The organism is Streptomyces anulatus (assembly GCF_000721175.1).
Lineage (GTDB): Bacteria > Actinomycetota > Actinomycetes > Streptomycetales > Streptomycetaceae > Streptomyces > Streptomyces anulatus_C.
The window spans coordinates 1-23,032 of record NZ_JOEZ01000018.1 but is presented as its reverse complement, the minus strand read 5'-3'; the positions used below and the strand labels follow the sequence as shown (position 1 = coordinate 23,032).

Genomic DNA, 23,032 nt, shown 5'->3' with positions numbered 1-23,032 from the left:
ACGAAGCGGGTGGGGCGGGTCGCCGCGTGCGGCCCGCCCCACTCCCGCAACTCCGCTCAGACTTCCTTGACCTGGCCGTCGGCCACCTCGATGCGGCGGGTCGTCCTGACCGCCTCCAGCATCCGACGGTCGTGCGTGACCAGCAGCAGGGTGCCCGTGTACGTCTCCAGGGCCGCTTCGAGCTGCTCGATGGCGGGCAGGTCGAGATGGTTCGTCGGCTCGTCGAGCACCAGGAGGTTGACGCCGCGGCCCTGGAGCAGGGCGAGGGCCGCACGGGTGCGTTCGCCCGGGGACAGGCTGGTTGCGGGGCGCATGACATGGTCGGCGCGGAGACCGAACTTGGCGAGCAGGGTACGGACCTCGGCCGGTTCCGTGTCGGGCACGGCCGCGCAGAACGCGTCCAGCAGCGACTGCGCGCCGAGGAACAGTCTGCGGGCCTGGTCCACCTCGCCGACGACGACGCCCGAACCGAGCGTGGCGTTCCCGGAGTCCAGCGGCAGCCGCTCCAACAGGGCGGCCAGCAAGGTGGACTTGCCCGCGCCGTTGGCCCCGGTGATGGCGACCCGGTCCGCCCAGTCGATCTGGAGCGAGGCGGGGCCGAAGGAGAAGTCACCGCGCACCACACGGGCCTCGCGCAGGGTCGCGACGACGGATCCGGAGCGCGGGGCGGAGGCGATCTCCATCCGCAGCTCCCACTCCTTGCGAGGCTCCTCGACGACGTCGAGACGCTCGATCATGCGCTGCGTCTGACGCGCCTTCGCGGCCTGCTTCTCGCTGGCCTCGCTGCGGGCGTTACGACCGAGCTTGTCGCCGTCGGTGGCCTTGCGGCGGGCGTTCTTGACGCCCTTGTCCATCCAGGAGCGCTGCATATGGCCGCGCGCTTCGAGGGACGCCTTCTTGTCGGCGTACTCCTCGAAGCCCTCCCGGGCATGCCGGCGGGCGGTCTCCCGCTCCTCCAGATAGGCCGCGTAGCCGCCGCCGTACAGGTTGATCTGCTGCTGGGCGAGGTCCAGTTCCAGCACCTTGGTGACCGTGCGCATGAGGAACTCGCGGTCGTGGCTGATGACGACGGTGCCCGCGCGCAGACCGGAAACGAAGCGCTCCAGGCGTTCCAGGCCGTCGAGGTCGAGGTCGTTGGTGGGCTCGTCGAGCAGGAAGACGTCGTAGCGGGAGAGGAGCAGCGAGGCGAGGCCGGCGCGGGCCGCCTGTCCGCCGGAGAGCGCGGTCATGGGCCGGTCGAGGCCCACGGTCAGCCCCAGCTCGGCGGCGACCTGCTCGGCCCGCTCCTCCAGGTCCGCGCCGCCGAGGGCGAGCCAGCGCTCCAGGGACTCGGAGTACGCGTCGTCCGCGCCGGGGGCGCCCGCGACCAGGGCCTCGGTGGCCTCGTCCATGGTGCGCTGGGCGTCGGCGACGCCGGTGCGGCGGGCCAGGAACGCGGCCACCGTCTCGCCGTCGCGGCGCTCGGGCTCCTGCGGGAGGTGGCCGACGGTGGCGGTGGGCGGGGAGAGCCGTAGCTCCCCCTCCTCCGGGCGGTCGAGCCCGGCGAGGAGGCGGAGCAGGGAGGATTTGCCCGCGCCGTTGACTCCGACGAGACCGATCACGTCACCGGGGGCGACGACGAGGTCGAGCCCGGCGAAGAGCGTGCGGTCGCCGTGTCCGGCGGCGAGGTCCTTGGCTACGAGGGTGGCAGTCATCAGGGTGCCGATTCTAGGGCCCTCCCGGCGGGCTCTGCCCTGGTGTGCCGCCCAGCGAGGGGGTGGTCGCCCTGCGCAACGACAGGGCGAAGGCGCAGCTGGTGACGGTGAGCACGACGACCGGCGGAGGGGGCAGCAGGAGGACGGACACCGCCAGGGCGGTCAGGGAGGCCGCGAGTGCGGTCCAGCCGAAGGCGGTACGGCGCCGGACGAGGGCGGGGGCGTGCCGGAGGGCGGCGAGGATCAGCAGGCCGCAGGTGACGCTGAGGAGCGCCATGGCGATGCTCATGCCGTTGAAGACGTCGAGGACCGTGCGTTCCAGACCCATCAGGGCGAACGTGGACTCCCGCATGGCCGTGTCGGCGTCACGCTGCTCCTGCGTCGGTGTGGCCGACGCCGCGACGACGGAGAGGATGAGGTGGCCGGTGCCCAGGAGGACGAAGCCGAGGGCGCCGACCGTGAAGGGCCGGACGGAGTCCCCCCGGGAGCGGGGACGGGAGGTGACCGCGGTGGTCATGGCTGCTCCTTGACATCGGTCGTGGCGTGGACTTCGCCGGGGGTGTGCGCCGGGGCGGGGGCGGGAGGGGGTTGCCAGCCGATGACCGTGTCCAGGGCCCTCGACGTGGCCGCCCGCGGCGTGGCTCGGACGGCGAGGTTCCGGATGGACGCGGCGAGGGGGTGGGAGAGCCGGGCGAGTTCACCGACGCGTCGGGAGCGGCGGCCGATGCGAGTGGTTCGACGGTGCCGGGCCTTCGTGTACGCGGCGAGCGCGGCCGGTACGTCGGTGTGGTGTGCGAGGAGGTGCGCCACGACGACCGCGTCCTCGATGGCCTGGCAGCCGCCCTGACCCATGTTGGGCGTCATCGCGTGGGCGGCGTCACCGAGCAGGGCCACCCGGCCCGCGTGGAACCGGGGCAGGGGCGGGGCCAGTTCGTAGAAGTCGTGGTGGAGTATGCCGACCGGGTCGGGGGCGTGCTGGTTCAGCCGGTCCAGCAGCGCGGGTATCGGATCGTGCCACGCGCCGAAGCGCCGGGTCAGTTCCGCGTGGTGGTCGGCCGGCCGGCCGCCAGGGCCGGTGACGGCGGTGGCGTAGACGTAGATCCGGCCGTCGACGAGAGGGACGACGCCGAACCGCTCACCCCGGCCCCAGGTTTCGGCCGCCTGCCGGGGAGGCGGGCCGGAGCGGGGCAGCACCGCTCGCCATCCGGCCTCACCGGCGTGACGCAGCCCGGGGTGCCGGGGGAAGAGCTGTCCGCGGAGCACGCTGCGCATGCCGTCGGCCGCCACCACGGCGTCGGCGCGCAGGTCGCCCGCCGACGTACGCACGACCACGACTCCCCCGGTGTCGTCCACACCGGTCACCGACACGCCGAGGCGTACGACGCCGGGCGGCAGGGCGCCGGCGAGGGCGTCGATCAGGAAGCCGCGGTGCACGGCGCGCGTGGCGGGCCCGTGGCGGGTGGGCACGGCAGCGCTGTCGGACCGGCTCAGCCACCTGCCGTCGGGTGTGCGCAGCCCGACGGGACCGGGCAGGGTGTCACCCGCCCACGCCTCGGGGCCCAGGCCGATCGAGTCCAGGGCACGCAGAGCGTTGGGGGCGAGCACGATGCCGGCGCCCACTCCCGTGAGGACGGGGGCCCTCTCGCAGACGGTCACGCGCCATCCGCGGCGGCTCAGGGCCACCGCCGCGGTCAGCCCCCCGATGCCGCCTCCGGTCACCACGGCATGACGGACATACATGTCGGCTGCCTCCCACCACTCACCCACGCGACAACCTCTACAGGTGTAGAGGCCGATGCTCCGCACTCTACACCTGTAGAGTGGAGGTGTGTCCCTCCCTGATCGCCGAGACCTGATCGCCGACGCCGCCATCAGCACCGTGGCGACGGCCGGGCTGCGCGGCCTGACCCATCGCGCGGTCGACGCCGCCGCGGAACTGCCGGCCGGCAGCACGTCGTACTACTTCCGCACGCGCAGCGCTCTGATCAGTGCCTGCTACCTCCGCCTTGCCGAACTGTCGGTCGCCGACGTGGACCGGTGGGAAGCGGACCACGGGCGCCCCGACCCGGACTCCGCCGCGGAGGCGCTGGCCGCACTGCTGCACCACTGGCTGACGGCGGAGCGGGACCGCCAGCTCGCCCGCTTCGAACTCAGCCTTGAGGCGACCCGTCGCCCGGAGCTGCGTGCCGACCTGGCGGCCGCCGGCCTCGCCGCACGGTCCAGGGCCGCCGCCCTGCTGGCGGCGCTCGGCGCGCCCCGTCCGGAATCGGCCGCGGACCTGCTCGTCGCCTGGACCGACGGCCTGTTGTACGACAGGCTCGCCGGCGCGACGGCCGCGACCCGCCCGGTGCCCGACGTGAGCGAACTGACCCCGGTCGTCCGCCGGATGCTCACCGCCGTACTGTCCACCTGACCGGCGCCCGCTCCTGTTCACCGGTCTCCTGCCACACCGGGGTTTCCCCGGGGTGCCGGGGAGACTGGCTGGTGTCCGTACGGCGGCGGGCGCGTACCGAGGTGACAGGAGTGACCGTGATGACGGATGCGATCGTGGTGGGCGGCGGAGTCATCGGCCTCACCACCGCTGTGACGCTGGCGGAGCGCGGGCTGCGGGTGCGGGTCTGGTCCCGCGACCCCGTCGGGGCGACGACCTCGGCGGTGGCGGGGGCATTGTGGTGGCCGTACCGGATCGAACCGGCCGAGCGGGTCGGCGCCTGGTCGCTGGAGACGCTGGCGGTGTACGAGCAGCTGGCTGCCGGGCCCGGGGCGACCGGCGTACGGCTGGTGGCGGGGGTGCACGGCGGCGGGCGGTTCGCGGCGCTGGGGGCCTGGGCGGCGGAGCTGAAGGGTGCGGTGGAGGTGGCCGAGGGGCTGCGGGTGACACTGCCGCTGCTGGACATGCCGGTCCACCTGGCGTGGCTGGAGCGGCGGCTGGTGGCGGCCGGGGGTGCGGTGGAGCTGCGGGCGGCGGCCGGGTTCGAGGAGGCGGCCGCGCAGAGCCCGGTGGTGGTGAACTGCACGGGGCTGGCGGCCCGCGAGCTGGTGCCCGACGCGGGGATGCGGCCGGTCCGGGGGCAGCTGGTCGTCGTGGAGAACCCGGGGATCGAGGAGTGGTTCGCCCGGGCGGATCCGGCCTCCGCCACGACGACGTACTTCTTCCCGCAGCCGGATGGTCTGGTGCTGGGCGGTACGGCCGAGGCGGACGACGAGCGCCGGGCCCCCGATCCGAGGACGGCGCGGGAGATCGTGGCGCGGTGCGCGCGGATCCGGCCGGAGATCGCGGGCGCCCGGGTGCTCGGGCACCGGGTGGGGCTGCGGCCCGCGCGGGAGGCCGGGGTGCGGATCGGGACGGCGCCGCTGCCGGGCGGCGGGCTGCTGGTGCACAACTACGGGCACGGCGGCGCGGGCGTCACCGTGGCCTGGGGGTGTGCTCGGGCGGCGGCGGCGCTGGTGGGCTGACCCGGGGCCGGCCGGCGGCACACAGCGGCCCGCGGCACCGGAGCCCGGGCCCGCGGCACCGGAGCCCGCGACCGGTCGACGGTCACGGGCTCCGGGAGGGGTTGCGCGGTACTACGGTTCCACGCTCAGCCGGAGGGGCGCTTCTCCGTGGCCGAGGAGCCCGATCCGGTGGCTTCGGGCCTGTGGCGTTCGTCCGTGATCGTCGTGGTCCCGGGGCCGATGCGGATCTCGAAGTCGCCGTCGTACTTGGCGTGCCCCTCGATCACCGCGGACTCGACCGCCTCCACACCGAACTCCTGCCGGACGATCTGCGGGTCCTTGCGCAGGTCCCTCATCAGGGCCACGCACATGCCGATCATGACGATGGTGAACGGGGCGGCGACCAGAATGGTGAGGTTCTGGAGCCCTTCGAGCGCGTTCTCCTTGCCGTCGCCGATGAGCAGCATGATCGCGGCCACGGCCCCGGTCACGACACCCCAGAAGATGACGACCCACTTGTTCGGTTCGAGTACGCCCTTCTGCGAGAGGGTGGCCATGACGATCGAGGCGGCGTCCGCGCCGGAGACGAAGAAGATGCCGACCAGGATCATCACCAGGAGGCTCGTCAGGGTGGCGATCGGGAACTCATGGAGGACGCCGAACAGCTGCGCCTCCGGGGTGTCGGCACCGGTGAGCTTCCCGGCCTCGTCCAGCTTCATGGCCGAGCCGCCGAAGACGGCGAACCAGATCAGGCTGACCGTGCTGGGCACCAGGATGACGCCGCCGACGAACTGACGGATCGTCCGGCCGCGGCTGATCCTGGCGATGAACATGCCGACGAAGGGCGTCCAGGAGATCCACCAGGCCCAGTAGAAGACCGTCCAGCTGCCGAGCCAGTCCGCCACGTCACCGCCCCCGGTCGCCTCGGTGCGTCCGGCGAGCTGCCCCAGGTCGGTGATGTACGCGCCGAGCGACGTGGGCACCAGGTCGAGCACGAAGATCGTGGGACCGGCGACGAAGACGAACAGGATGAGCAACAGGGCCAGCACCATGTTGATGTTGGACAGCCACTGGATGCCCTTCTCGACCCCGGAGACCGCCGAGGCCACGAAGCCCACGGTCAGCACGGCGATGACGGCGACCAGAAGTCCGGTGCCGGCCTTCTCCATCCAGTCCAGTTCCTGGATGCCGCTGCCGATCTGGAGCGCGCCGAGGCCCAGGGAGGCAGCCGAGCCGAACAGGGTGGCGAAGATGGCCAGGATGTCGATGACGCGGCCGACGCCGCCGTCCGCGCGCCGCTTGCCGATCAGCGGCTCGAAGACCGCGCTGATCGTCTGCCGCCTGCGCATCCGGTAGGCGCTGTAGGCGATGGCGAGCCCGACCACCGCGTAGATGGCCCAGGGGTGCAGCGTCCAGTGGAAGAGCGTGGTGGCCATCGCCGTCTGCATGGCCCCGGCCGAGTCGGCGGGATCGGTGCCCGGCGGCGGGGTACGGAAATGGGCGAGGGGTTCGGCCACGCCCCAGAACATCAGCCCGATACCCATGCCGGCGCTGAACATCATCGCGATCCAGGAGATGGTCCGGAACTCCGGCTCCTCCCCCTCCTGGCCGAGGCAGATCTTGCCGTACCGGCTGACGGCCAGCCACAGGGCGAAGATGACGAAGGCCGAAGCGGCCAGTATGAAGGCCCAGCCACCGTTGTGGATCAGCCCCGTGAGCAGCTTGCCGGACACGCTCTCCAGGGAGTCGGTGGCCGTCGCACCCCAGACGACGAAGGCGAGGGTGAGGACCGCCGTGACGCCGAACACCACCCGGTCGGTGGTCGGAGTCCTGGTACTGACCGGCTCGGGGGGAAGGTCTGCCGTGACCGACAGCCCCTCCCGCCCGTCCGTCGTCTGGTCGCCCTGGGACACGAATGGCACCTTTCACCGAGTCTGAAGAACGCTCTCTGTAGGCAGTACCACACCTGCCCAGGATCTCGAAGGATCAACAAGCCGTATCAGCTTGACCGCTTGTGACGGGAAATGCCGCTCGTTGATCGAGAAGGAGGGGGATCAGGTTCCGAGCGGGCTGACGCAAGGGCACATATGCGCCATCCCCGTCCGGCCGGGACCGGATGCCGTGCAGGGCCAGCCGGTCCTTCACCGCCGCGTACCGGGCCGGGTCCAGCCGGTAGCCGCACGGTGGATCGGCGATGATCTCCGCGGGCTCGGCCGGGTCGTTGTCGGCGCCGCCGATGTACACGGGCCCCCGGTCGGCGAGGCCGGTCAGGCGCGCGAGGGCGGTGGCCGTCATGAGCCGGGCGCGCTGCTCGTCGGTGAAGTCGAAGAGGCCGCCGAGCGCGGTCCGCTGGGAGTGGACCCTGCGCCGGTGGTTGAGCGCCGGATCCGCCTTCTCCGCGTCGCTCAGCGCGTCGACCCGGGACTCGATGAGCAGGCCGACGGCGTGCTTGAGTCCGGAGGTGTTGCGCAGGATGCGTTCCTGGCCGTCGCCGGCGACCTGCTTGACGGGCTCCCCGGTGGCCGGGTCGGTCCAGATGCCGTAGTGGCCGCTGCTGTAGCCGCCCGCCGTCGCGGCGGGACGGACATAGCGCTCGGAGAGGGTCCGCGAGACGTCGTGCACCCGGTCGTCGACGTTGAGGTTCCGCGGCCACAGCGCGAACAGGTCCTTGTCGTAGTACGGCGGGGTCGCACCGTACTCGTGCAAGTCGTAGATCACCTGCGGCCGTTCGTCGCGTACGACGGCGGCGATCGCCCGTGCCTCGGCGGTCTCCAGGGCGATGTGGTCACGGTTGACGTCGACCCCGTCGGCGTTGCCGCGGGTGTCGGCGGCGCGTCCGTCGGGGTTGGCCGTGGGCATCACCAGCAGCGTCGTACGGGACAGGAAGGCGCGGGTCGCACGGTCCTGGGCGAACGCCAGGTCGCGGATCGTGGTCAGACAGGCCTCGCGCCCGGCGGGCTCGTCCCCGTGCTGGCTGCAGATCAGCAGCACCGTGGTGTTCCCGGTGCGCTCCTGGCCGACGCGTACGAGCCGGAGGGGGCGGCCCTGCCCGGTCGCGCCGACGCGGTCCACGGAGACCCGGTCGCTCCCCCGGTCCACCGCGGCGAGGAAGGACCGCTCCTCCGCCTCGCCGGTCCAACGGACCCCCTCGCTCGTCTCGAACCCGGTGCGCGGCGGGCGGTGCGCGGCCTCGGCGGGAGCGATGGCGAACGGGAGGGCCAGCGAGGCGAGCGTCGCCGCCACGGCCGTCCGGCGCATCGCCCTCGTACCCCGGCGCGGGGGCGCGGTCGCCGGCCGGGCCGGGCCGGCGACCGGTGCGAGCCACGGGTGCGGGCTGAGCATGCGGAGTGCGCGAGCGACGCGAGGGGTCATCAGCGGCTGCCTCCCGGGGCCTGTGGGGCGGACACCGTGATGTCCGTCGACCTGTCGGCGATGTGCGGACGTTACCCCGGTCAACTCCTGTGCAACAGGGGGCGATCACTTCCGCTCGTACTGCCGTCCGCGCTGCCGTCCGCGACGGCGGAACGGCGGTCGTGCGACACGGGTGGGCGCCCGGGGTATCGGCGACCCCTGTGGCCGTGCGGTACGAGGCCGTCGACGCCGCGCTCGGCGCGGTGGCCGTCCGGGCGGGCGAGCTCGGGGCGTCGGTCCGTATGTCCCGGATCGGCTGCGGGCTCGCGGGCGGCAAGTGGTCCGGGATCGAGCCGCTGACCGAGCTGCGCCTGATGTCCGCCGGCATACCGGTGCCGGTGTACGACCACGACAGACCGGGGCGCCGCCGGTCCCGGACCCCGCCCCACGGTTCTCCCGCACACGAGGGATCATGGAGGGGACGGGCAGCGCACGGCAGGCCCGCCGGGACCGCGGGAGCACCGGATGAGCAGCGTGGACGGCACGGAAGCGCGCCCTGCGGGCGGTGCACGGCAGCCCGCGCCGGACGGTGCCGGTGAGCCGGCACCGGACCGGCGTCGCGACGTTGAGCCGCCCCCGCCCGGCGGGGTGCTCTGGAGCCTGTCCGGCGACATCCGCTCCCTGTTGATGCTGCCCGCCGCCCTCACCCTCCAGGTCGCCCACCCGGCCGTCGGCGCCGGAGTCGACGAGCACTCCGTCTTCCGCACGGACCCGTGGGGGCGCGGCGAACGCTCGCTGCGCTCGCTCCAGCTCTGGGTCTACGGCGGCGCGGAGGCCGCCGAGGAGGGCCGCAGGCTGCGCAGGCTCCACCGCACCATCCAGGGCACCGACACCCGGGGCCGCCGCTACCACGCCCTGACGCCCGCCAACTACGCCTGGGTGCACGCCACCGGCTTCCCCGTCTACCAGCACGCGGCCCGCCGTCTCATCCGGCCCATGAGCCCCGCCCAGGAGCGTGCCCTGTACGCGGAGTGGCTACAGGTCGGCCGGATCCTCGGCATCCACGACCGGGACATGCCCCAGACCGTCGAGGAGTTCTGGCCGTACTGGGAAAAGATGCTCGCCGAGGAGATCGAGGCGACCACCGTGGTGCGTGAACTGATCGACGTCGATCAGCCCGTACCGCCACCGGACCGGGGGCCATGGCCGCTCCGGCTGCTGCTGCGGGCGCTGTGGCCGGTGCTGCTGCCGCCGCTGGCCCGCTTCCGGCGGTTCGTCACCATCGGCCTCATGCCGCCCGACGCCCGCGCGGCCGTCGGGCTGCCGTGGAGCGCCGACCAGGAGAGGCGGCTGCGCCGGATGTGCGCGGTCCTGCGGATCGTCGTCCCGGTCCTTCCGGAGCGGCTGCGCTATCTGCCCCGGGCACGGGCGGCCCGCGCCGCGTCGCGTACGGCGGGACGCGACGCCGAGGCGCGTCGGAACGGCTGAACACCCGAACAGGCGGAGCTCTCCGGATCCACCACGGCCGGCCGCAGTCGCCCGCCCCGCGTCGGTGAAGTGGTCGAGGAAGTGGCCGCCGAGCCGCTCGGCCAATGCCCTCGTCTCCTCCTGCACCGCGGCCGGCGGCTGCTCCGCCACCTGCCACCGCCCGCCTCTCCTTCGAACCCGGCCAGGACGTCCCCGGAGGTCCTGGCCGGTACGACAGCTGTGAAGTGTGGCCCACAGCCTCCAGCCGCTGCCCCGAGCACACAGCGACGAGAATCGAGGGTGTCTCGTGATCAGGTGACGGAACGATCAGTCCCGAGGGGAAGGGTAGGTATGGGGCCGGGCAACGGCTGCGAACGGCACGGGTGTTAGTTTCCTTCCCGTGTTGGAACACCAGGGCGAGACCAGGACGGCCTACGACGGGGTTGTCGAGCTGTATGCGTCGATGTTCGCTAATCGGTTGGAGACGCAGCCGTTCGCGCGGAACATGATCGGCACCTTCGCCGAGCTCGTGCGTGGGACGGGGAACCTGCGGACAGCCGACGTCGGGTGCGGGCCCGGACATCTGACGGCCATGCTGCACGACTTGGGGCTGGACGCCTTCGGGCTCGACCTCTCCCCGGCCATGGTCGACCACGCCCGGCGGGCCCATCCGGCGCTGCGGTTCGACGAAGCGCGAATGGAGGCCCTGCCGGTCGAGGACGGCGCGCTCGGCGGAGTGCTGGCTCACTACTCGATGATCCATACCCCGCCTGGGGAACTGCCCGCACTGCTCGCCGAGCAGGTGCGTGTCCTGGCACCAGGGGGCCTGCTCCTGGTGTCGTTCTTCGGGACCGAAGGACCGGAGCCGGTCCGCTTCGATCACAAAGTGACGCCCGCCTATAGCTGGCCGGCCGAGCGGTTTGCCGAGTTGCTGGCCGGGGCCGGGCTCGTCACGGTTGCTCGGTTGCTCCACGACCCGGCCTCCGAGCGGGGCTTCCTCGACGCCCATTTGTTGGCCCGCCGCCCCTAGAGCGTGCCCCGTGGCCTGGGACGGAGTGGTGTAGATCCGCGTGGATGAAGTTCGTCTGAAGCGCCACGTGCGGGACTGGTTCACTGCTCGCCGATAGCCTCCAGGATCGCGCGGAGACGCGACAAGCATTCGCTGACGAAAAGGGGATAGGTGCCCCAGTAGTACGACACCCCGCTGACTCCGACAGCGATGGCCCACGCCCGGGCACGCAGCCATGTCACGTCGTCGAGGCTTGTGGCGTCCCAGTACGCCTGTCGGGCCCCGGGTGGAAAATCCCACAGAGGCGAGTGCTCGGCGTCGGGAAAGCCGACTGAGAGGCCTCCGAAGTCGATGACGGCGTGCAGCTTCCCCTGCTGGACCAGAAGGTTGGTGGGTTTGAGGTCTCCGTGGAGCCACACATGGCGGGCAGAAGGCTCGGGCAGGGTGAGCGCGCTCTGCCACAGGTGTTGCAGATGCGCGATGTCGAGGTCGAGGCCCTGGATCGTTCGGCAGTTGTCGAAGCACCCGCTGATCCACCGGTCACAAGCGTGCAGGCCACCTCCGCGGTACCAGCTGAGCCCGCCCTGGCGAGTGGCTCCCATGAGGGGGATGGAATGCAGGCTCTGCACGATCGTCGCCAGGTCACCTCCGAAGGCGGCCCAGTCTCTGACCGATCCCGGACCGGCTTCCTCGCCATCGATCCAGCGGTACACCGACCAGGCGAGCGGGAATGCGGAACTCGGCGTGCCGTTGTGCACCGGCTCCGGGATGCGACAGGGAAGATCTGGCGCCAGCCGTGGCAGCCAGGTCTGCTCTTTCCGTACGGCCTTCGCGTTGTCCGGGGTGCGCGGTAGCCGCAGGAGCAGTTGGTCGCCGAGCCGGTACATCGTGTTGTCCGTGCCCGCACCGGCCGGCGAGATGGGGAGGTCGGCCCACTCCGGTCGCTGTTCCCGCAGCAGTGACCGGACGACCGTCTCATTCACACGGATCTCGTTCTCATGAAGTGTCACGGTGAGAGCCTTCTGCCCGGGCTTCGCCGCCGCCAGTCATTTTCCCGAGGCGACCGCTGTACGTACCTCGATCCCTTGAGGATCTGCCAGGCCAGGTGAGACCGAGTGAGACTCTGCCAGCTTCAGCTCGACCGGACAGTAACTCTGCGTAGGTTGATCGCTCTCTGACGTCGGCTCGCCAACTATTGCGAACATCCGCCAACTATCGCGAACGGTCACAACAGCCGGGGTGGACGGCACGGCCCCGGTGGCGGACACTTTCACAGCAGTGGTGAGACACCAGCACTGTCCGACACACGAGGGTTCGACTGCGGGGAGCAGAGATGGCGACGGGGACCGACGAGCCGACGCTCACGGTGGACGAGCTGGCGGCGCGCGCCGGCGTCACCGTGCGCACCGTGCGGTTCTACAGCACCCGGGGCCTGCTGCCGCCCCCGGCCATCGGGCCCCGCAGGGTCGGGCACTACGGGCCGGACCATCTCTCGCGGCTCGCGCTGATCGAGGAGCTCCAGCAGCAGGGCATGACGCTGGCCGCGATCGAACGGTATCTGGAGCAGTTGCCGCCCGGTCTGAGCGCCCACGATCTGGCGATCCACCGGGCGCTCGTCGCGTCCTGGGCGCCGGACAGGACCGAGGACTTCTCCCGGGCCGAGCTGGACCGGCGGGCCGGGCGGGCGCTGTCGGAGGCGGATGTGGAGCGGCTGGCGGCGATGGGGGTGCTGGTCCGGCCGCAGGAGGAGGGCGAGGCGTACCGGGTGGATCTGGGGCTGCTGCGCCTCGGGGTGGAGCTGCTGGACGTGCCGATCGCGCACGAGACGATCCTGGCGGCGCGGACGGTGCTGCTGGAGCACACCCGCTCGGCCGCCCGGGAGATGACCCGGCTGTTCCGGGACGAGGTGTGGAACCCCTACCGGGAGCGCGAGGGCGACCCGGAGCATGTGGCGGCGATGAAGTCGCTGTCCGCCGATATGCAACCCATCGTGCTGCAGGCGCTGGTGACGGCGTTCCAGCGGTCACTGAAGGAGGAGCTGCGGGCCGCGTTCACGGCCGAGTGACGGTGAACGCGGCCCACAGCAGGCCCTGTTGACGGATCAGTCGTGGAAGGTCTCGCCCTTCTCCGCCTTCTCCACCAGCAGAGCGGGCGGCAGGAACCGGTCGCCGTAGCGCTCGGCGAGTTCCCGGGCGCGGGCCACGAAGCCGGGCAGGCCGCCCTCGTACCCGTTGATGTACTGGAGCACGCCGCCGGTCCACGGCGGGAAGCCGATGCCCATGATGGAGCCGATGTTGGCGTCGGCGACGGAGATCAGGACGTTCTCCTCCAGGCAGCGGACGCTGTCCAGGGCCTCGGAGAAGAGCATCCGCTCCTTCATGTCCTCGAAGGGCACGTCCGCGTCGGGCTTGGTGCCGTGCTTGCCCGGGGGACGACCCCCCGAACCCCCGAAGTGCTCGCGCAGTCCGGGCCAGAGGCCGACGCGCTTGCCGTTCTCGTCGTAGTCGTAGAAGCCCGCGCCGCCGCTGCGTCCCGGGCGGCCGAACTCGTCGACCATGCGGTCGATGACCGCGTCCGAGGGGTGTCCGGGCCAGGTGCCGCCCGCCTCCTCCACCGCGCGCTTGGTCTCGTTGCGGATCTTGCGCGGCAGGGTCAGGGTCAGCTCGTCCATCAGCGAGAGGACCTTGGCCGGGTAGCCGGACTGGGCGGCGGCCTGCTCGACCGACGCGGGCTCGACGCCCTCGCCCACCATGGCGACGCCCTCGTTGATGAACTGGCCGATGACGCGCGAGGTGAAGAAGCCGCGCGAGTCGTTGACGACGATCGGTGTCTTCTTGATGCGTCGTACGAGGTCGAAGGCGCGGGCGAGCGCTTCGTCGCCGGTCCGTTCGCCCTTGATGATCTCGACGAGGGGCATCTTGTCGACCGGTGAGAAGAAGTGCAGCCCGATGAAGTCGACCGGGCGCGAGACGCCTTCGGCGAGAACCGTGATCGGGAGGGTGGAGGTGTTGGAACAGAGCAGTGCGTCGGGCTCGATGACGTCCTGGATCTCCTGGAACACCTTGTGCTTGAGGGCGGTGTCCTCGAAGACGGCCTCGATCACCGCGTCGCAGCCCGCGAGGCCGGCCACGTCGCCGGTGGGGGTGATCCGGGCCAGCAGTTCGTCGCGCTCGGCCTCGGTCGTACGGCCCCGGGAGAGTGCCTTGGCGAGCAGCTTCTCGCTGTACGCCTTGCCCTTGGCGGCCGCCTCGGTGGAGACGTCCTTGAGGACGACGTCGATCCCGGCCTTGGCACAGGAGTAGGCGATGCCCGCGCCCATCATCCCGGCGCCGAGCACGGCGACCTTGCGGACGGGGCGCTCGGGGATGTTCCTGGGGCGGTTGGCGCCGGAGTTGACGGCCTGGAGGTCGAAGAAGAACGCCTGGATCATGTTCTTGGCGACCTGGCCGGTGACCAGCTCGGTGAAGTACCGGGCCTCGATGGTCAGGGCGGTCTCGAAGTCGACCTGCGAGCCCTCGACGGCCGCCGCCAGGATGTTGCGCGGCGCGGGCATGGGCGCGCCCGCGAGCTGCTTCTTCAGGTTGGCGGGGAAGGCGGGCAGGTTGGCGGCGAAGCGCGGGTTGGACGGAGTGCCGCCGGGGATCTTGTAGCCCTTGACGTCCCAGGGCTGCCGGGACTCGGGGTTGGCGTCGATGAAGGCGCGGGCCTTCTCGATCATCTCCTCGCGGGTGGCGGCGACTTCGTGGACGAGGCCGTTCTCCAGGGCGCGCCGCGGGGTGTACTGGGTGCCCTGGAGGAGCACCTTGAGGAGCGCGTCGGCGATGCCCATGAGGCGTACGGTCCGGGTGACGCCGCCACCGGCCGGGAGCAGACCGAGGGTGACCTCGGGCAAGCCGATGCGGGAGCCGGGCGCGTCGAGGGCGACGCGGTGGTGGGAGGCGAGCGCGATCTCGTAACCGCCGCCGAGGGCCGCCCCGTTGATGGCGGCGACGACGGGCTTGCCGAGGGTCTCGATGCGGCGGAGCGAGTTCTTGATCGCGGTGCCGGCGTCGAAGGCGGCCTGGGCGTTCTCCGGGCCGACCTTGATCATGTCCTTGAGGTCGCCGCCGGCGAAGAAGGTCTTCTTGGCGGAGGTGTAGATGATGCCGCGGATGGAGTCCTTCTCGGCCTCGGCGCGCTCCGCGACGGCCGCGATGGAGTCCTTGAAGGCCTGGTTCATCGTGTTGGCCGACTGGTCGGGGTCGTCGAGGACGAGGGTGACGACGCCGGTCTCGTCCTGTTCCCAGCGGATGGTCGTGCTCTCGGTCATGTCGGTGTCTTCTCCGTAAGCAGGTGGGGCCGGGGACAGGTCAGATGCGTTCGACGACGGTGGCGACACCCATGCCGCCGCCGACGCAGAGGGTGACCAGGCCGAACCGCTGGTCGCGGCGCTCCAGTTCGTCGATGACGGTGCCGAGGATCATCGCGCCCGTCGCGCCGAGGGGGTGGCCGAGCGCGATGGCGCCGCCGTTGACGTTGACCTTGTCCAGGGAGAGGCCCATGTCCTTGACGAAGCGCAGGACGACCCCGGCGAAGGCCTCGTTGATCTCGACGAGGTCGATGTCGTCGATGGTCAGCCCGGCCTTGGCGAGCGCCTTGCGGGTGGCGGGGGCGGGGCCGGTGAGCATGATGGTGGGCTCGGATCCGGAGACGGCGGCGGAGACGATCCGGGCGCGGGGGGTCAGTCCGTAGCGCTCGCCGACCTCCTTCGAGCCGATGGCGACGAGGGCCGCGCCGTCCACGATGCCGGAGGAGTTGCCCGCGTGGTGGACGTGGTCGATCTTCTCGACCCAGTGGTACTTCTGCAGCGCCACCGCGTCGAAGCCGCCCATTTCGCCGATGCCCGCGAAGGACGGCTTGAGCCCGGCGAGGGAGTCGGCGGTGGTGCCGGGGCGCAGGTGCTCGTCGTGGTCGAGGACGACGAGGCCGTTGCGGTCCTTGACCGGGACGACGGAGCGGGCGAAACGGCCGTCCTTCCAGGCGGCTGCGGCGCGTTCCTGGGAGAGTGCGGCGTACTCGTCGACGTCGCGGCGGCTGAAGCCCTCGATGGTGGCGATGAGGTCGGCGCCGATGCCCTGCGGGGCGAAGCCGGTCTCGAAGCTGGTCATCGGGTCCATCGCCCAGGCCCCGCCGTCGGAGCCCATCGGCACCCGGGACATCGACTCGACGCCGCCGGCCAGGACGAGGTCCTCCCAGCCCGAGCGGACCTTGGCGGCGGCCAGGTTGACCGCTTCCAGGCCCGAGGCGCAGAAGCGGTTCTCCTGGACCCCGGCGACGGAGTCGGGCAGGCCCGCCGCGATGGCGGCGATGCGGGCGATGTCGGAGCCCTGGTCGCCGAGTGGGCTGACGACACCGAGGACGATGTCGTCGATGGCCGCAGGGTCGAGGTCCGGGAAGCGGCCCCGGATCTCGTGGATGAGGCCGACGACGAGGTCGATCGGCTTGGTCCCGTGCAGGGCGCCGTTGGCCTTGCCGCGGCCGCGCGGTGTGCGGATCGCGTCGTAGACGAATGCTTCGGTACTCAAGACAGCTGCCTTTCGAGGGTGGTTGTCGGCCCGGTGAGGGGCTCGGCCCGGAGAGGGGATCGGCCCGGAGAGGGGCGGCTCAGGCGAGCAGCGAGCGGCCGATGATCTCCTTCATGATCTCGGTCGTGCCGCCGTAGATGGTCTGGATGCGGCCGTCGGTGAAAGCCTTGGCGACCTTGTACTCACTCATGTAGCCGTAGCCTCCGTGGAGTTGGAGGCAGCGGTCGGCGACGCGCTTCTGCAGTTCGGTGGCCCACCACTTGGCCATGGAGGCGTGGACGGCGTCCAGGACGCCGTCGGAGTGGTCGACGATGCACCGGTCGAGGAAGGCCCGGGTGACGGCGCACTCGGTGGCCATCTCGGCGATCTCGAAGCGGATGTGCTGGAGCTTGGAGAGCGGGCGTCCGAAGGCCTCGCGCTCCTTGACGTACCGGGTGGTGATCTCCAGCAGGTGTTCGGCGGCGGCGATCCCGGCGACCGCTATGCCCATGCGCTCCTGGGCCAGGTTGGTCATCAGGTGGATGAACGCGCCGTCGAGCTCGCCGAGGAGGTTCTCCTTGGGGACGCGGACGTCGTCGAAGAACAACTCGGCGGTGTCCTGGGACTTCTGACCGATCTTGTCGAGGTTGCGGCCGCGTTCGAAGCCCTCCGCGCCGCGTTCGACGACGATCAGCGAGAGGCCCTTGGCCCCGCCCTCCGGGGTGGTCTTCGCGACGACGACGACCAGGTCGGCGAGGATCCCGTTGGAGATGAAGGTCTTGGAGCCGTTGAGCAGCCAGTGGTCGCCCTTGTCCTCGGCGGTGGTGCGGATGCCCTGGAGGTCGGAGCCCGCGCCCGGCTCGGTCATCGCGATCGCGGTGATGGTCTCGCCGGAGCAGAAGCCGGGGAGCCAGCGCCGCTTCTGCTCGTCGGTGGCCAGGCCGGTGAGGTAGGGGCCGATGATGTCGTTGTGCAGGCCGATCGCGAGCCCGGGGGCCCCGGCCCGGGTGAACTCCTCGGCGAGGACGGCGCTGTAGCGGAAGTCGTCGCTGCCGCCGCCCCCGTACTCCTCCGGGACGGCGAGGCCCAGCAGTCCCGCGCGCCCGGCGGCGAGCCACGCCTCGCGCGAGACGATGCCGTCCTGCTCCCACTGCTCGTAGTGCGGGAGGACCTCCTTGGCCAGGAAGGCCCGGACGGTCTCGCGGAACGCGTCGTGCTCCTCGGTGAAGATCTGCCGCTGCACGGGGTCTCCTAGATGGTGTCGGGTGAGTCGGCGGGCCGCAGGGCGGGGACGTCCCAGTCGGCGGCGACGGCGGCCGTGTCGGCGCCGGGCCGCGCGGGTCCGCCGCGTACGGAGACGGGGGTGGCCGAGAAGCGCGGGGCGGGGGCGGGCTGGGTGAGGCCGCTGTGCTCGACGAAGGTGGCGCGGGCGGTGAGATGCGGGTGGTGCGGCGCTTCGGTGAGCGAGAGCACGGGGGCGACGCAGGCGTCGGTGCCGTCGAAGACCTCGGTCCACTCGGCGCGCGTACGGGTCAGGAACCGCTCGGTGACGGCGGTGCGCAGCTCGTCCCAGCGGGTGAGGTCCCACCGGTCGGGGAAGGCGTCCGCGAGGTCGAGGAGGCCGATGAACTCCGCGTAGAACCGCCCCTCCAGCGGGCCGACCGCCATGTGGCCGCCGTCGGACGTGGCGTAGGTGCCGTAGAACGGGCAGCCGCCGTCCAGCAGGTTCGTGCCGCGCCGGTCCTGCCAGCTTCCGGCGGCCAGCATGCCGTGGATCATCGTGGCGAGGTGGGCGGCGCCGTCCACGATGGCGGCGTCGACGACCTGCCCCTCACCGTGGGTGCGGGCGTGCTGGAGGGCGGCGAGGACGCCGACGACGAGGTAGAGCGAGCCGCCCGCGTAGTCGCCGACCAGGTTGGCGGGGACGGTGGGCGGTTCGTCCGGCTTGCCGATCATGGACAAGGTGCCGGTGAGCGCGAGGTAGGCGATGTCGTGCCCGGCCCGCTCGGCGAGCGGCCCGTCCTGGCCCCAGCCGGTCATCCGGCCGTAGACGAGGGCCGGGTTGCGGGCGAGGCAGGCGTCGGGGCCGACGCCCAGGCGTTCGGCGACGCCGGGGCGGTAGCCCTCGACCAGGATGTCGGCGCGTTCGACGAGGTCCAGGACGCGGGCCGGCCCCTCGTCGCTCTTGAGGTCCAGGAGGACGGAGCGCTTGTTGCGGTTGGTGAGGTCGGACGCGGGATCGATGCCGAGCCCCGCGCCGCCGGGCCGGTCGACGCGTACGACGTCGGCCCCGAGGTCCGCCAGCAGCATCGCGGCGAACGGGCCGGGGCCGATGCCCGCCAGCTCGACGACCCGGACACCGGTCAGCGGACCGTGTCCGGGCCTTGGACCTTTCGCCATCTGTGAGCCCCCAGGGGTGTGACACAACCGATGTAACATCAACGATGCTAAGAAGGTGCCCGGCTCCGCACAACCCCTTGCGCCGAGCAAGCGCTTAGTTCTTCGCATCGATCCTCTCGCATCCGGCCCGCCCGGCCGCACGCCGCCACGTCGCTCTCCGCTACCCTCTGCCTGCCACGTCGGCATCCGGCTCGCAGCGGAGGTACTCGTGAACAGGCAGAACGACGCGACACGCCCTTTGGACGTCGTCCTCTTCGGTGCCACCGGCTTCGTGGGGACGCTCACGGCCGAATACCTGGCGGCCCACGCCCCCGTCGGCCTCCGCTGGGCGCTGGCCGGACGCAGCCGGACCAAGCTGGAGCGGCTGCGCGAACGGCTGACCGCGATCACACCGGGCTGCGCGGAACTGCCACTGCTGCAGACGGACGCGGACGACGCGGAGGCACTGGCCGAACTGGCCGCCTCCACCCGGGTGGTGGCCACGACGGTGGGGCCGTACATCCGGTACGGCGACAAGCTCGTCGCCGCCTGTGCGGAGGCCGGGACGGACTACGCGGACCTGACGGGCGAGGCGGAGTTCATCGACCGGACGTATCTGGAGCACGACGCGCGGGCCCGCGAGACGGGGGCGCGTATCGTGCACGCCTGCGGCTTCGACTCCGTCCCGCACGACCTGGGGGCCTACTTCACCGTCAAGCAGCTGCCCGAGGGCGTGCCCCTGACGGTCGACGGCTTCGTCCGGACCGAGGCGGTGTTCTCCGGCGGGACGTTCGCCTCGGCGCTGACCGCGATGGGCCGGGGCCCGCAGATGCTGGCCGCCGCCCGCGAGCGCCGGCTGCACGAGCCGCGCCTGGTGGGCCGCCGCGTCCGCACCCCGGCGGGCTCCCCGCACTTCAGCGGGCCCGTCGGCACCTGGGCGCTGCCGCTGCCGACGGTGGACCCGACGATCGTGGGCCGCTCCGCACGGGCCCTGGAGCGGTACGGGCCCGACTTCCGCTACCGGCACTTCGCCTCGGTCAGGACGCTGCCGATGGCCCTCGGCGCCCCGGTGGCGATCGGTGCGCTGGTGGCCGCCGCGCAGGTGGAGGGCGTACGGGAGTGGCTGATGGGGCGTTACGAGCCCGGGCAGGGGCCGGACGAGGAGCGCCGTGGGCGGAGCCGGTTCACCATCCGCTTCGTCGGCGAGGGCGGCGGCCGGCGCGTCTTCACCGAGGTGTCCGGCGGCGACCCGGGGTACGGCGAGACGGCGAAGATCCTCGCCGAGTCGGCGGTGTGCCTGGCCGTGGACGAGCTGCCGGAGACCTCCGGGCAGGTCACCACGGCGGTGGCCATGGGCGACGCGCTCCTGGACCGGCTGACGGCGGCGGGGCTGCGGTTCCGGGTGGCGGCGGTGCGATGACGGACGGTCCCGGAGCCTAGAGGATCCAGTCGGCCAGCGTGTAGAGCATCGCGCCCAGCCAGACGAGCCCGATCGCGCTCCCGAGGAGCATGCCGAGGGCCATGCGGCGCTGAGCAGGGTCGAAGGACGCGGTGCGGACGTCTGTGCGAGATGCGTTCATACGTCTCAGCCTGCCCAGCCAGACAGATATACGCCATCCGTAGGGGTACTCAGTCGCAGGACTGTTCCACGCCCGGGACCGTCAGGCGGCAGGCGGGAGCTGTTCGCGTACCCACGCGGGGTCCGGGTTGGTGTGCGGCCCCGCTCATCGAGGCGGGCCCGCCCGGGGCGGTACGGCCCCCGACCGTGCGGCCCGGAACCGTGCCGCCCGCGTCAGGCGGTCGCTTCGCGCAGGGTCTGCCGGCACAGGGCGTCCGCCCGGCGGGTGCTCTCCGGCTGGCGGTAGCGGCCGGCGAGGCGGAGGGTGTGGGCGCAGGCGTTGTCGAGGCTGATGCGGTGACCCACCGAGACGAACACCGGGTTGGTGTTCTCCTGGGTGCGCAGCGCCCGGCCGACCACCTCTTCGCCGTCCAGCAGCGGGGAGAAGTCGCCGCGCCGGGGCCCGGGGGCCTCGTACGTGAACGTGAACGGGTTCTTGCCGACGCCGATCACCGGCAGCCCGGTGAGCACGCCCAGATGGCTGGCGAGTCCGAAGCGGCGCGGGTGCGCCAGACCGTAGCCGTCGCAGATGACGAGGCCCGGATCGACGCTCAGCCCCTCCAGGGCCTCCAGCGCCGCCGGGATCTCCCGGAAGGCCAGCAGCCCGGGGACGTACGGGAAGGTGATCCGGCCCACGGCGGTGGCCTCGTCGACCGTCTCCAGGGTCACGGCGTCCATCACCACGGCCGCCGCGACGACGACGTCCTTCACGTCGTCGTAGGCCACGTCCACCCCGGTGACCAGCCCGGTTCCGGGCTCCGGCCCCGCCTCGTCCAGGATCACCCGACCGCGCAGCCGGTCCTGGATCGCCCGGCCCTCGGCTTCGTCAGCAGGGGTCTCATGGGCGGGGGTGGGGGAGGTCGTCATGTCAGGAAGCTTATGCGTGCCGGACCCGTGCCCGTTACGCGGTGCGCTTCGAAGCTCCCGGTCAGGCCGGGCGTACCGGTAGCGGGCGCGGCTCCTCCTAATGGCGCGAGGATTCCGGCGCCCGGCTGCCGGTGGCACGGGATCCGGACGCTCCGGCGGAGCTGGTCGAGCGCCTGAGAGCCTGTCGGCCCGCGTCCGCTGTGTCATGGCCCGGGACGCCCGGCTGCCGGTGGGCCGGTTGCTCGGACTCCTCGACGAGCCGGAGAGCCTGGGGGCCGCGGCGGAGGGGCCGGCCCTGCCGCTCACGGCCAGGGAGGACATCCTCGCGGCGGCCGGGATCCCGTAGCCTGACGATCATGTTCGTACTCGAATTGACCTACACGGCTCCGGTCGAGCGCGTCGACGCGCTGATGCAGGAGCACGTCGCCTGGCTCGACGAGCAGTACGCGGCGGGCGTCTTCATCGCCTCGGGCCGCAAGAACCCCCGGGACGGCGGAGTGATCCTGGCCGTAGGGGACGACCGGGCGGCGGTCGAGAAGATCGCGGCGGCCGACCCCTTCGCCGTGCACGGTGTGTGCGCGTACCGGATCACCGAGTTCATCGCCTCCAAGACGGCGCCCGGACTCGCTCCGTACCGGCAGCGGTTGCCGTAGCAGGCGAGTGTCCGGCGGCCGATGAGTTTCCGCGGCGGGGCCGGTCTGAACGGGTATGGAGACGTACACACTCAACACAGCCGGCGCCGACCTCGTCCACGACGTTCGCGGGCCCCTGCCGACCGTCGACGGCCGACCGCCGTTGTTCATGATCGGGCAGCCGATGGACGCCACCGGGTTCGTCGCGCTCGCGGCCCGCTTCCCCGAGCGGACCGTCGTCACCTACGACCCGCGGGGGCTCGGCCGCAGCACCCGTAAGGACGGGCGGACCGACCACACACCGGAGACCCAGGCCGACGACGTGCACGCCGTCATCAAGGCGCTCGGAGCCGGCCCCGTCGAGATGTTCGCCAGCAGTGGCGGGGCGGTCACCGCGCTCGCCCTCGTGGCGCGCCACCCCGGTGACGTGAGCACCCTCGTCGCGCACGAGCCGCCGCTCATCACGCTCACCCCGGACGGCCCGGCGGCCGTCCGGGCGCGGGCCGCGGTCCGGGACGCGTACGAGAAGCGGGGGTGGGGCGCCGGGATGGCCGCGTTCGTGGCCATGACCTCGTGGGAGGGCGAGTTCACCGACGCGTACTTCGCCCGGCCGGAGCCCGATCCCGCCGCGTTCGGCATGCCCACCGAGGACGACGGTTCGCGGGACGACCCACTGCTGTCCGACCGGTCGTGGGCGATCAGCGACCACCGGCCGGACGTCGATGCCATCACCGCGGCCGGCACCCGGGTGGTGATCGCCGTGGGCGAGGAGTCCCGGAGCGTGCAGACCGGGCGTACGTCCGTAGCGACCGCCGAGCTGCTCGGGCAGCGGGTGACCGTCTTCCCGAGCCATCACGGCGGCTTCCTCGACGGGGAGTTCGGCTATCCGGGGAAGCCGGACGAGTTCGGGCGCCGGCTGCGGGAGGTGCTCGGCAGGCCCTAGGTGTATTGCCCTGTGAGGTTGGGGACGCGGCTGGCGGGTGGTTGGCCCTTGAGCGCGGTGTGTCCGCGGTGGTGATTGTAGGTGTGGAGCCATC

The 23,032-nt window shown here is 72.0% G+C and carries 21 protein-coding genes and 1 pseudogene; 10 read left to right on the top strand and 12 right to left on the bottom strand.

Annotated elements, in window-relative coordinates:
- Positions 1-56 precede the first annotated feature (56 nt).
- The 3 genes from IG90_RS0122145 to IG90_RS0122135 are packed head-to-tail and all read right to left on the bottom strand — an operon-like array spanning position 57 to position 3,434.
- Positions 57-1,694 carry an ABC-F family ATP-binding cassette domain-containing protein gene (locus IG90_RS0122145; RefSeq protein ID WP_030587157.1) on the bottom strand — a complete coding sequence of 546 codons (1,638 nt, stop codon included), beginning with the start codon at positions 1,692-1,694 and terminating at the stop codon, positions 57-59.
- 13 nt (positions 1,695-1,707) lie between these two features.
- A complete protein-coding gene (locus IG90_RS0122140) occupies positions 1,708-2,211 on the bottom strand; it encodes an LIC_13387 family protein (RefSeq protein ID WP_051860253.1) in 504 nt (167 codons plus the stop codon).
- On the bottom strand, positions 2,208-3,434 hold the full coding sequence (locus tag IG90_RS0122135; protein ID WP_030587150.1) for an FAD-dependent monooxygenase: 1,227 nt from the start codon (positions 3,432-3,434) through the stop codon (positions 2,208-2,210). The genes IG90_RS0122140 and IG90_RS0122135 overlap by 4 nt, the downstream gene beginning before the upstream one ends.
- A gap of 88 nt (positions 3,435-3,522) precedes the next feature.
- Here IG90_RS0122135 and IG90_RS0122130 point away from each other — a divergent pair, with 88 nt between their 5' ends.
- Entirely contained in the window at positions 3,523-4,107 is a 585-nt protein-coding gene (locus IG90_RS0122130) for a TetR/AcrR family transcriptional regulator (protein ID WP_030587147.1), read from the top strand.
- 119 nt (positions 4,108-4,226) lie between these two features.
- Positions 4,227-5,150 (top strand): FAD-dependent oxidoreductase, encoded by a 924-nt coding sequence (locus IG90_RS0122125; protein WP_030587144.1) that lies wholly within the window; start codon positions 4,227-4,229, stop codon positions 5,148-5,150.
- 125 nt (positions 5,151-5,275) lie between these two features.
- Here the strand turns inward: IG90_RS0122125 and IG90_RS0122120 are convergent, their stop codons facing one another.
- Together IG90_RS0122120 and IG90_RS0122115 are read right to left on the bottom strand one after the other, a co-directional pair.
- Positions 5,276-7,042, bottom strand: a complete 1,767-nt coding sequence (locus tag IG90_RS0122120) for a BCCT family transporter (RefSeq protein WP_030587141.1) — start codon at positions 7,040-7,042, stop codon at positions 5,276-5,278.
- Positions 7,043-7,115: 73 nt separating this feature from the next.
- Positions 7,116-8,501, bottom strand: a complete 1,386-nt coding sequence (locus tag IG90_RS0122115) for a M14 family metallopeptidase (RefSeq protein WP_030587138.1) — start codon at positions 8,499-8,501, stop codon at positions 7,116-7,118.
- A gap of 200 nt (positions 8,502-8,701) precedes the next feature.
- Between IG90_RS0122115 and IG90_RS46035 the strand changes: the two are divergent.
- The 3 genes and pseudogenes from IG90_RS46035 to IG90_RS0122100 form a co-directional block, all read left to right on the top strand.
- Positions 8,702-8,893, top strand: a pseudogene (locus tag IG90_RS46035) (Appr-1-p processing protein); the annotation flags it as partial.
- A 112-nt stretch (positions 8,894-9,005) separates the two neighbouring features.
- The gene (locus IG90_RS0122105) at positions 9,006-9,968 is read left to right on the top strand and encodes an oxygenase MpaB family protein (protein WP_078585399.1); all 963 of its coding nucleotides are present in this window, start codon (positions 9,006-9,008) and stop codon (positions 9,966-9,968) included.
- 379 nt (positions 9,969-10,347) lie between these two features.
- On the top strand, positions 10,348-10,977 hold the full coding sequence (locus IG90_RS0122100; RefSeq protein ID WP_030587128.1) for a class I SAM-dependent methyltransferase: 630 nt from the start codon (positions 10,348-10,350) through the stop codon (positions 10,975-10,977).
- 80 nt (positions 10,978-11,057) lie between these two features.
- On the opposite strand, the gene IG90_RS0122095 is transcribed toward IG90_RS0122100, so the two are convergent.
- Positions 11,058-11,966, bottom strand: a complete 909-nt coding sequence (locus IG90_RS0122095; RefSeq protein WP_030587125.1) for an aminoglycoside phosphotransferase family protein — start codon at positions 11,964-11,966, stop codon at positions 11,058-11,060.
- Between the two features lie 323 nt (positions 11,967-12,289).
- Between IG90_RS0122095 and IG90_RS0122090 the strand changes: the two genes are divergently transcribed.
- Positions 12,290-13,021: a MerR family transcriptional regulator gene (locus IG90_RS0122090; protein WP_030587122.1), complete on the top strand. Its 732-nt coding sequence runs from the start codon at positions 12,290-12,292 to the stop codon at positions 13,019-13,021.
- Positions 13,022-13,057: 36 nt separating this feature from the next.
- Here the strand turns inward: IG90_RS0122090 and IG90_RS0122085 are convergent, their stop codons facing one another.
- The 4 genes from IG90_RS0122085 to IG90_RS0122070 form a co-directional block, all read right to left on the bottom strand.
- Positions 13,058-15,265, bottom strand: a complete 2,208-nt coding sequence (locus tag IG90_RS0122085; protein ID WP_030587120.1) for a 3-hydroxyacyl-CoA dehydrogenase NAD-binding domain-containing protein — start codon at positions 15,263-15,265, stop codon at positions 13,058-13,060.
- A gap of 40 nt (positions 15,266-15,305) precedes the next feature.
- Positions 15,306-16,520, bottom strand: a complete 1,215-nt coding sequence (locus tag IG90_RS0122080; RefSeq protein WP_030587117.1) for an acetyl-CoA C-acetyltransferase — start codon at positions 16,518-16,520, stop codon at positions 15,306-15,308.
- 79 nt (positions 16,521-16,599) lie between these two features.
- The gene (locus tag IG90_RS0122075; RefSeq protein ID WP_030587115.1) at positions 16,600-17,742 is read right to left on the bottom strand and encodes an acyl-CoA dehydrogenase family protein; all 1,143 of its coding nucleotides are present in this window, start codon (positions 17,740-17,742) and stop codon (positions 16,600-16,602) included.
- Between the two features lie 8 nt (positions 17,743-17,750).
- Positions 17,751-18,899, bottom strand: a complete 1,149-nt coding sequence (locus IG90_RS0122070) for a CaiB/BaiF CoA transferase family protein (protein WP_033894548.1) — start codon at positions 18,897-18,899, stop codon at positions 17,751-17,753.
- A 208-nt stretch (positions 18,900-19,107) separates the two neighbouring features.
- Here IG90_RS0122070 and IG90_RS0122065 point away from each other — a divergent pair, with 208 nt between their 5' ends.
- Entirely contained in the window at positions 19,108-20,298 is a 1,191-nt protein-coding gene (locus tag IG90_RS0122065) for a saccharopine dehydrogenase family protein (protein WP_030587109.1), read from the top strand.
- 16 nt (positions 20,299-20,314) lie between these two features.
- On the opposite strand, the gene mmpA is transcribed toward IG90_RS0122065, so the two are convergent.
- Both mmpA and IG90_RS0122055 read right to left on the bottom strand, forming a co-directional pair.
- On the bottom strand, positions 20,315-20,458 hold the full coding sequence (gene mmpA / locus IG90_RS44895) for a morphogenic membrane protein MmpA (RefSeq protein ID WP_164493930.1): 144 nt from the start codon (positions 20,456-20,458) through the stop codon (positions 20,315-20,317).
- A gap of 212 nt (positions 20,459-20,670) precedes the next feature.
- Complete coding sequence (locus tag IG90_RS0122055) at positions 20,671-21,363, bottom strand: endonuclease V (protein WP_030587108.1); 693 nt, start codon at positions 21,361-21,363, stop codon at positions 20,671-20,673.
- A gap of 205 nt (positions 21,364-21,568) precedes the next feature.
- Between IG90_RS0122055 and IG90_RS46030 the strand changes: the two genes are divergently transcribed.
- The 3 genes from IG90_RS46030 to IG90_RS0122040 are packed head-to-tail and all read left to right on the top strand — an operon-like array spanning position 21,569 to position 22,938.
- Positions 21,569-21,709, top strand: a complete 141-nt coding sequence (locus tag IG90_RS46030) for a hypothetical protein (RefSeq protein WP_233436079.1) — start codon at positions 21,569-21,571, stop codon at positions 21,707-21,709.
- A 10-nt stretch (positions 21,710-21,719) separates the two neighbouring features.
- The gene (locus IG90_RS0122045) at positions 21,720-22,016 is read left to right on the top strand and encodes a YciI family protein (RefSeq protein ID WP_030587105.1); all 297 of its coding nucleotides are present in this window, start codon (positions 21,720-21,722) and stop codon (positions 22,014-22,016) included.
- A gap of 55 nt (positions 22,017-22,071) precedes the next feature.
- Positions 22,072-22,938, top strand: a complete 867-nt coding sequence (locus tag IG90_RS0122040; RefSeq protein ID WP_030587103.1) for an alpha/beta fold hydrolase — start codon at positions 22,072-22,074, stop codon at positions 22,936-22,938.
- Positions 22,939-23,032: the final 94 nt, after the last annotated feature.

What these genes read in the sequence shown, in the direction of transcription:
- IG90_RS0122145 (WP_030587157.1), bottom strand. Translation starts at nt 1,694, where the DNA reads ATGACTGCCACCCTCGTAGCCAAGGACCTCGCCGCCGGACACGGCGAC.
- IG90_RS0122140 (WP_051860253.1), bottom strand. Translation starts at nt 2,211, where the DNA reads ATGACCACCGCGGTCACCTCCCGTCCCCGCTCCCGGGGGGACTCCGTC.
- IG90_RS0122135 (WP_030587150.1), bottom strand. Translation starts at nt 3,434, where the DNA reads ATGTATGTCCGTCATGCCGTGGTGACCGGAGGCGGCATCGGGGGGCTG.
- IG90_RS0122125 (WP_030587144.1), top strand. Translation starts at nt 4,227, where the DNA reads ATGACGGATGCGATCGTGGTGGGCGGCGGAGTCATCGGCCTCACCACC.
- IG90_RS0122115 (WP_030587138.1), bottom strand. Translation starts at nt 8,501, where the DNA reads ATGACCCCTCGCGTCGCTCGCGCACTCCGCATGCTCAGCCCGCACCCG.
- IG90_RS0122105 (WP_078585399.1), top strand. Translation starts at nt 9,006, where the DNA reads ATGAGCAGCGTGGACGGCACGGAAGCGCGCCCTGCGGGCGGTGCACGG.
- IG90_RS0122090 (WP_030587122.1), top strand. Translation starts at nt 12,290, where the DNA reads ATGGCGACGGGGACCGACGAGCCGACGCTCACGGTGGACGAGCTGGCG.
- IG90_RS0122085 (WP_030587120.1), bottom strand. Translation starts at nt 15,265, where the DNA reads ATGACCGAGAGCACGACCATCCGCTGGGAACAGGACGAGACCGGCGTC.
- IG90_RS0122070 (WP_033894548.1), bottom strand. Translation starts at nt 18,899, where the DNA reads ATGGCGAAAGGTCCAAGGCCCGGACACGGTCCGCTGACCGGTGTCCGG.
- mmpA (WP_164493930.1), bottom strand. Translation starts at nt 20,458, where the DNA reads ATGAACGCATCTCGCACAGACGTCCGCACCGCGTCCTTCGACCCTGCT.
- IG90_RS0122055 (WP_030587108.1), bottom strand. Translation starts at nt 21,363, where the DNA reads ATGACGACCTCCCCCACCCCCGCCCATGAGACCCCTGCTGACGAAGCC.
- IG90_RS46030 (WP_233436079.1), top strand. Translation starts at nt 21,569, where the DNA reads ATGGCCCGGGACGCCCGGCTGCCGGTGGGCCGGTTGCTCGGACTCCTC.
- IG90_RS0122045 (WP_030587105.1), top strand. Translation starts at nt 21,720, where the DNA reads ATGTTCGTACTCGAATTGACCTACACGGCTCCGGTCGAGCGCGTCGAC.
- IG90_RS0122040 (WP_030587103.1), top strand. Translation starts at nt 22,072, where the DNA reads ATGGAGACGTACACACTCAACACAGCCGGCGCCGACCTCGTCCACGAC.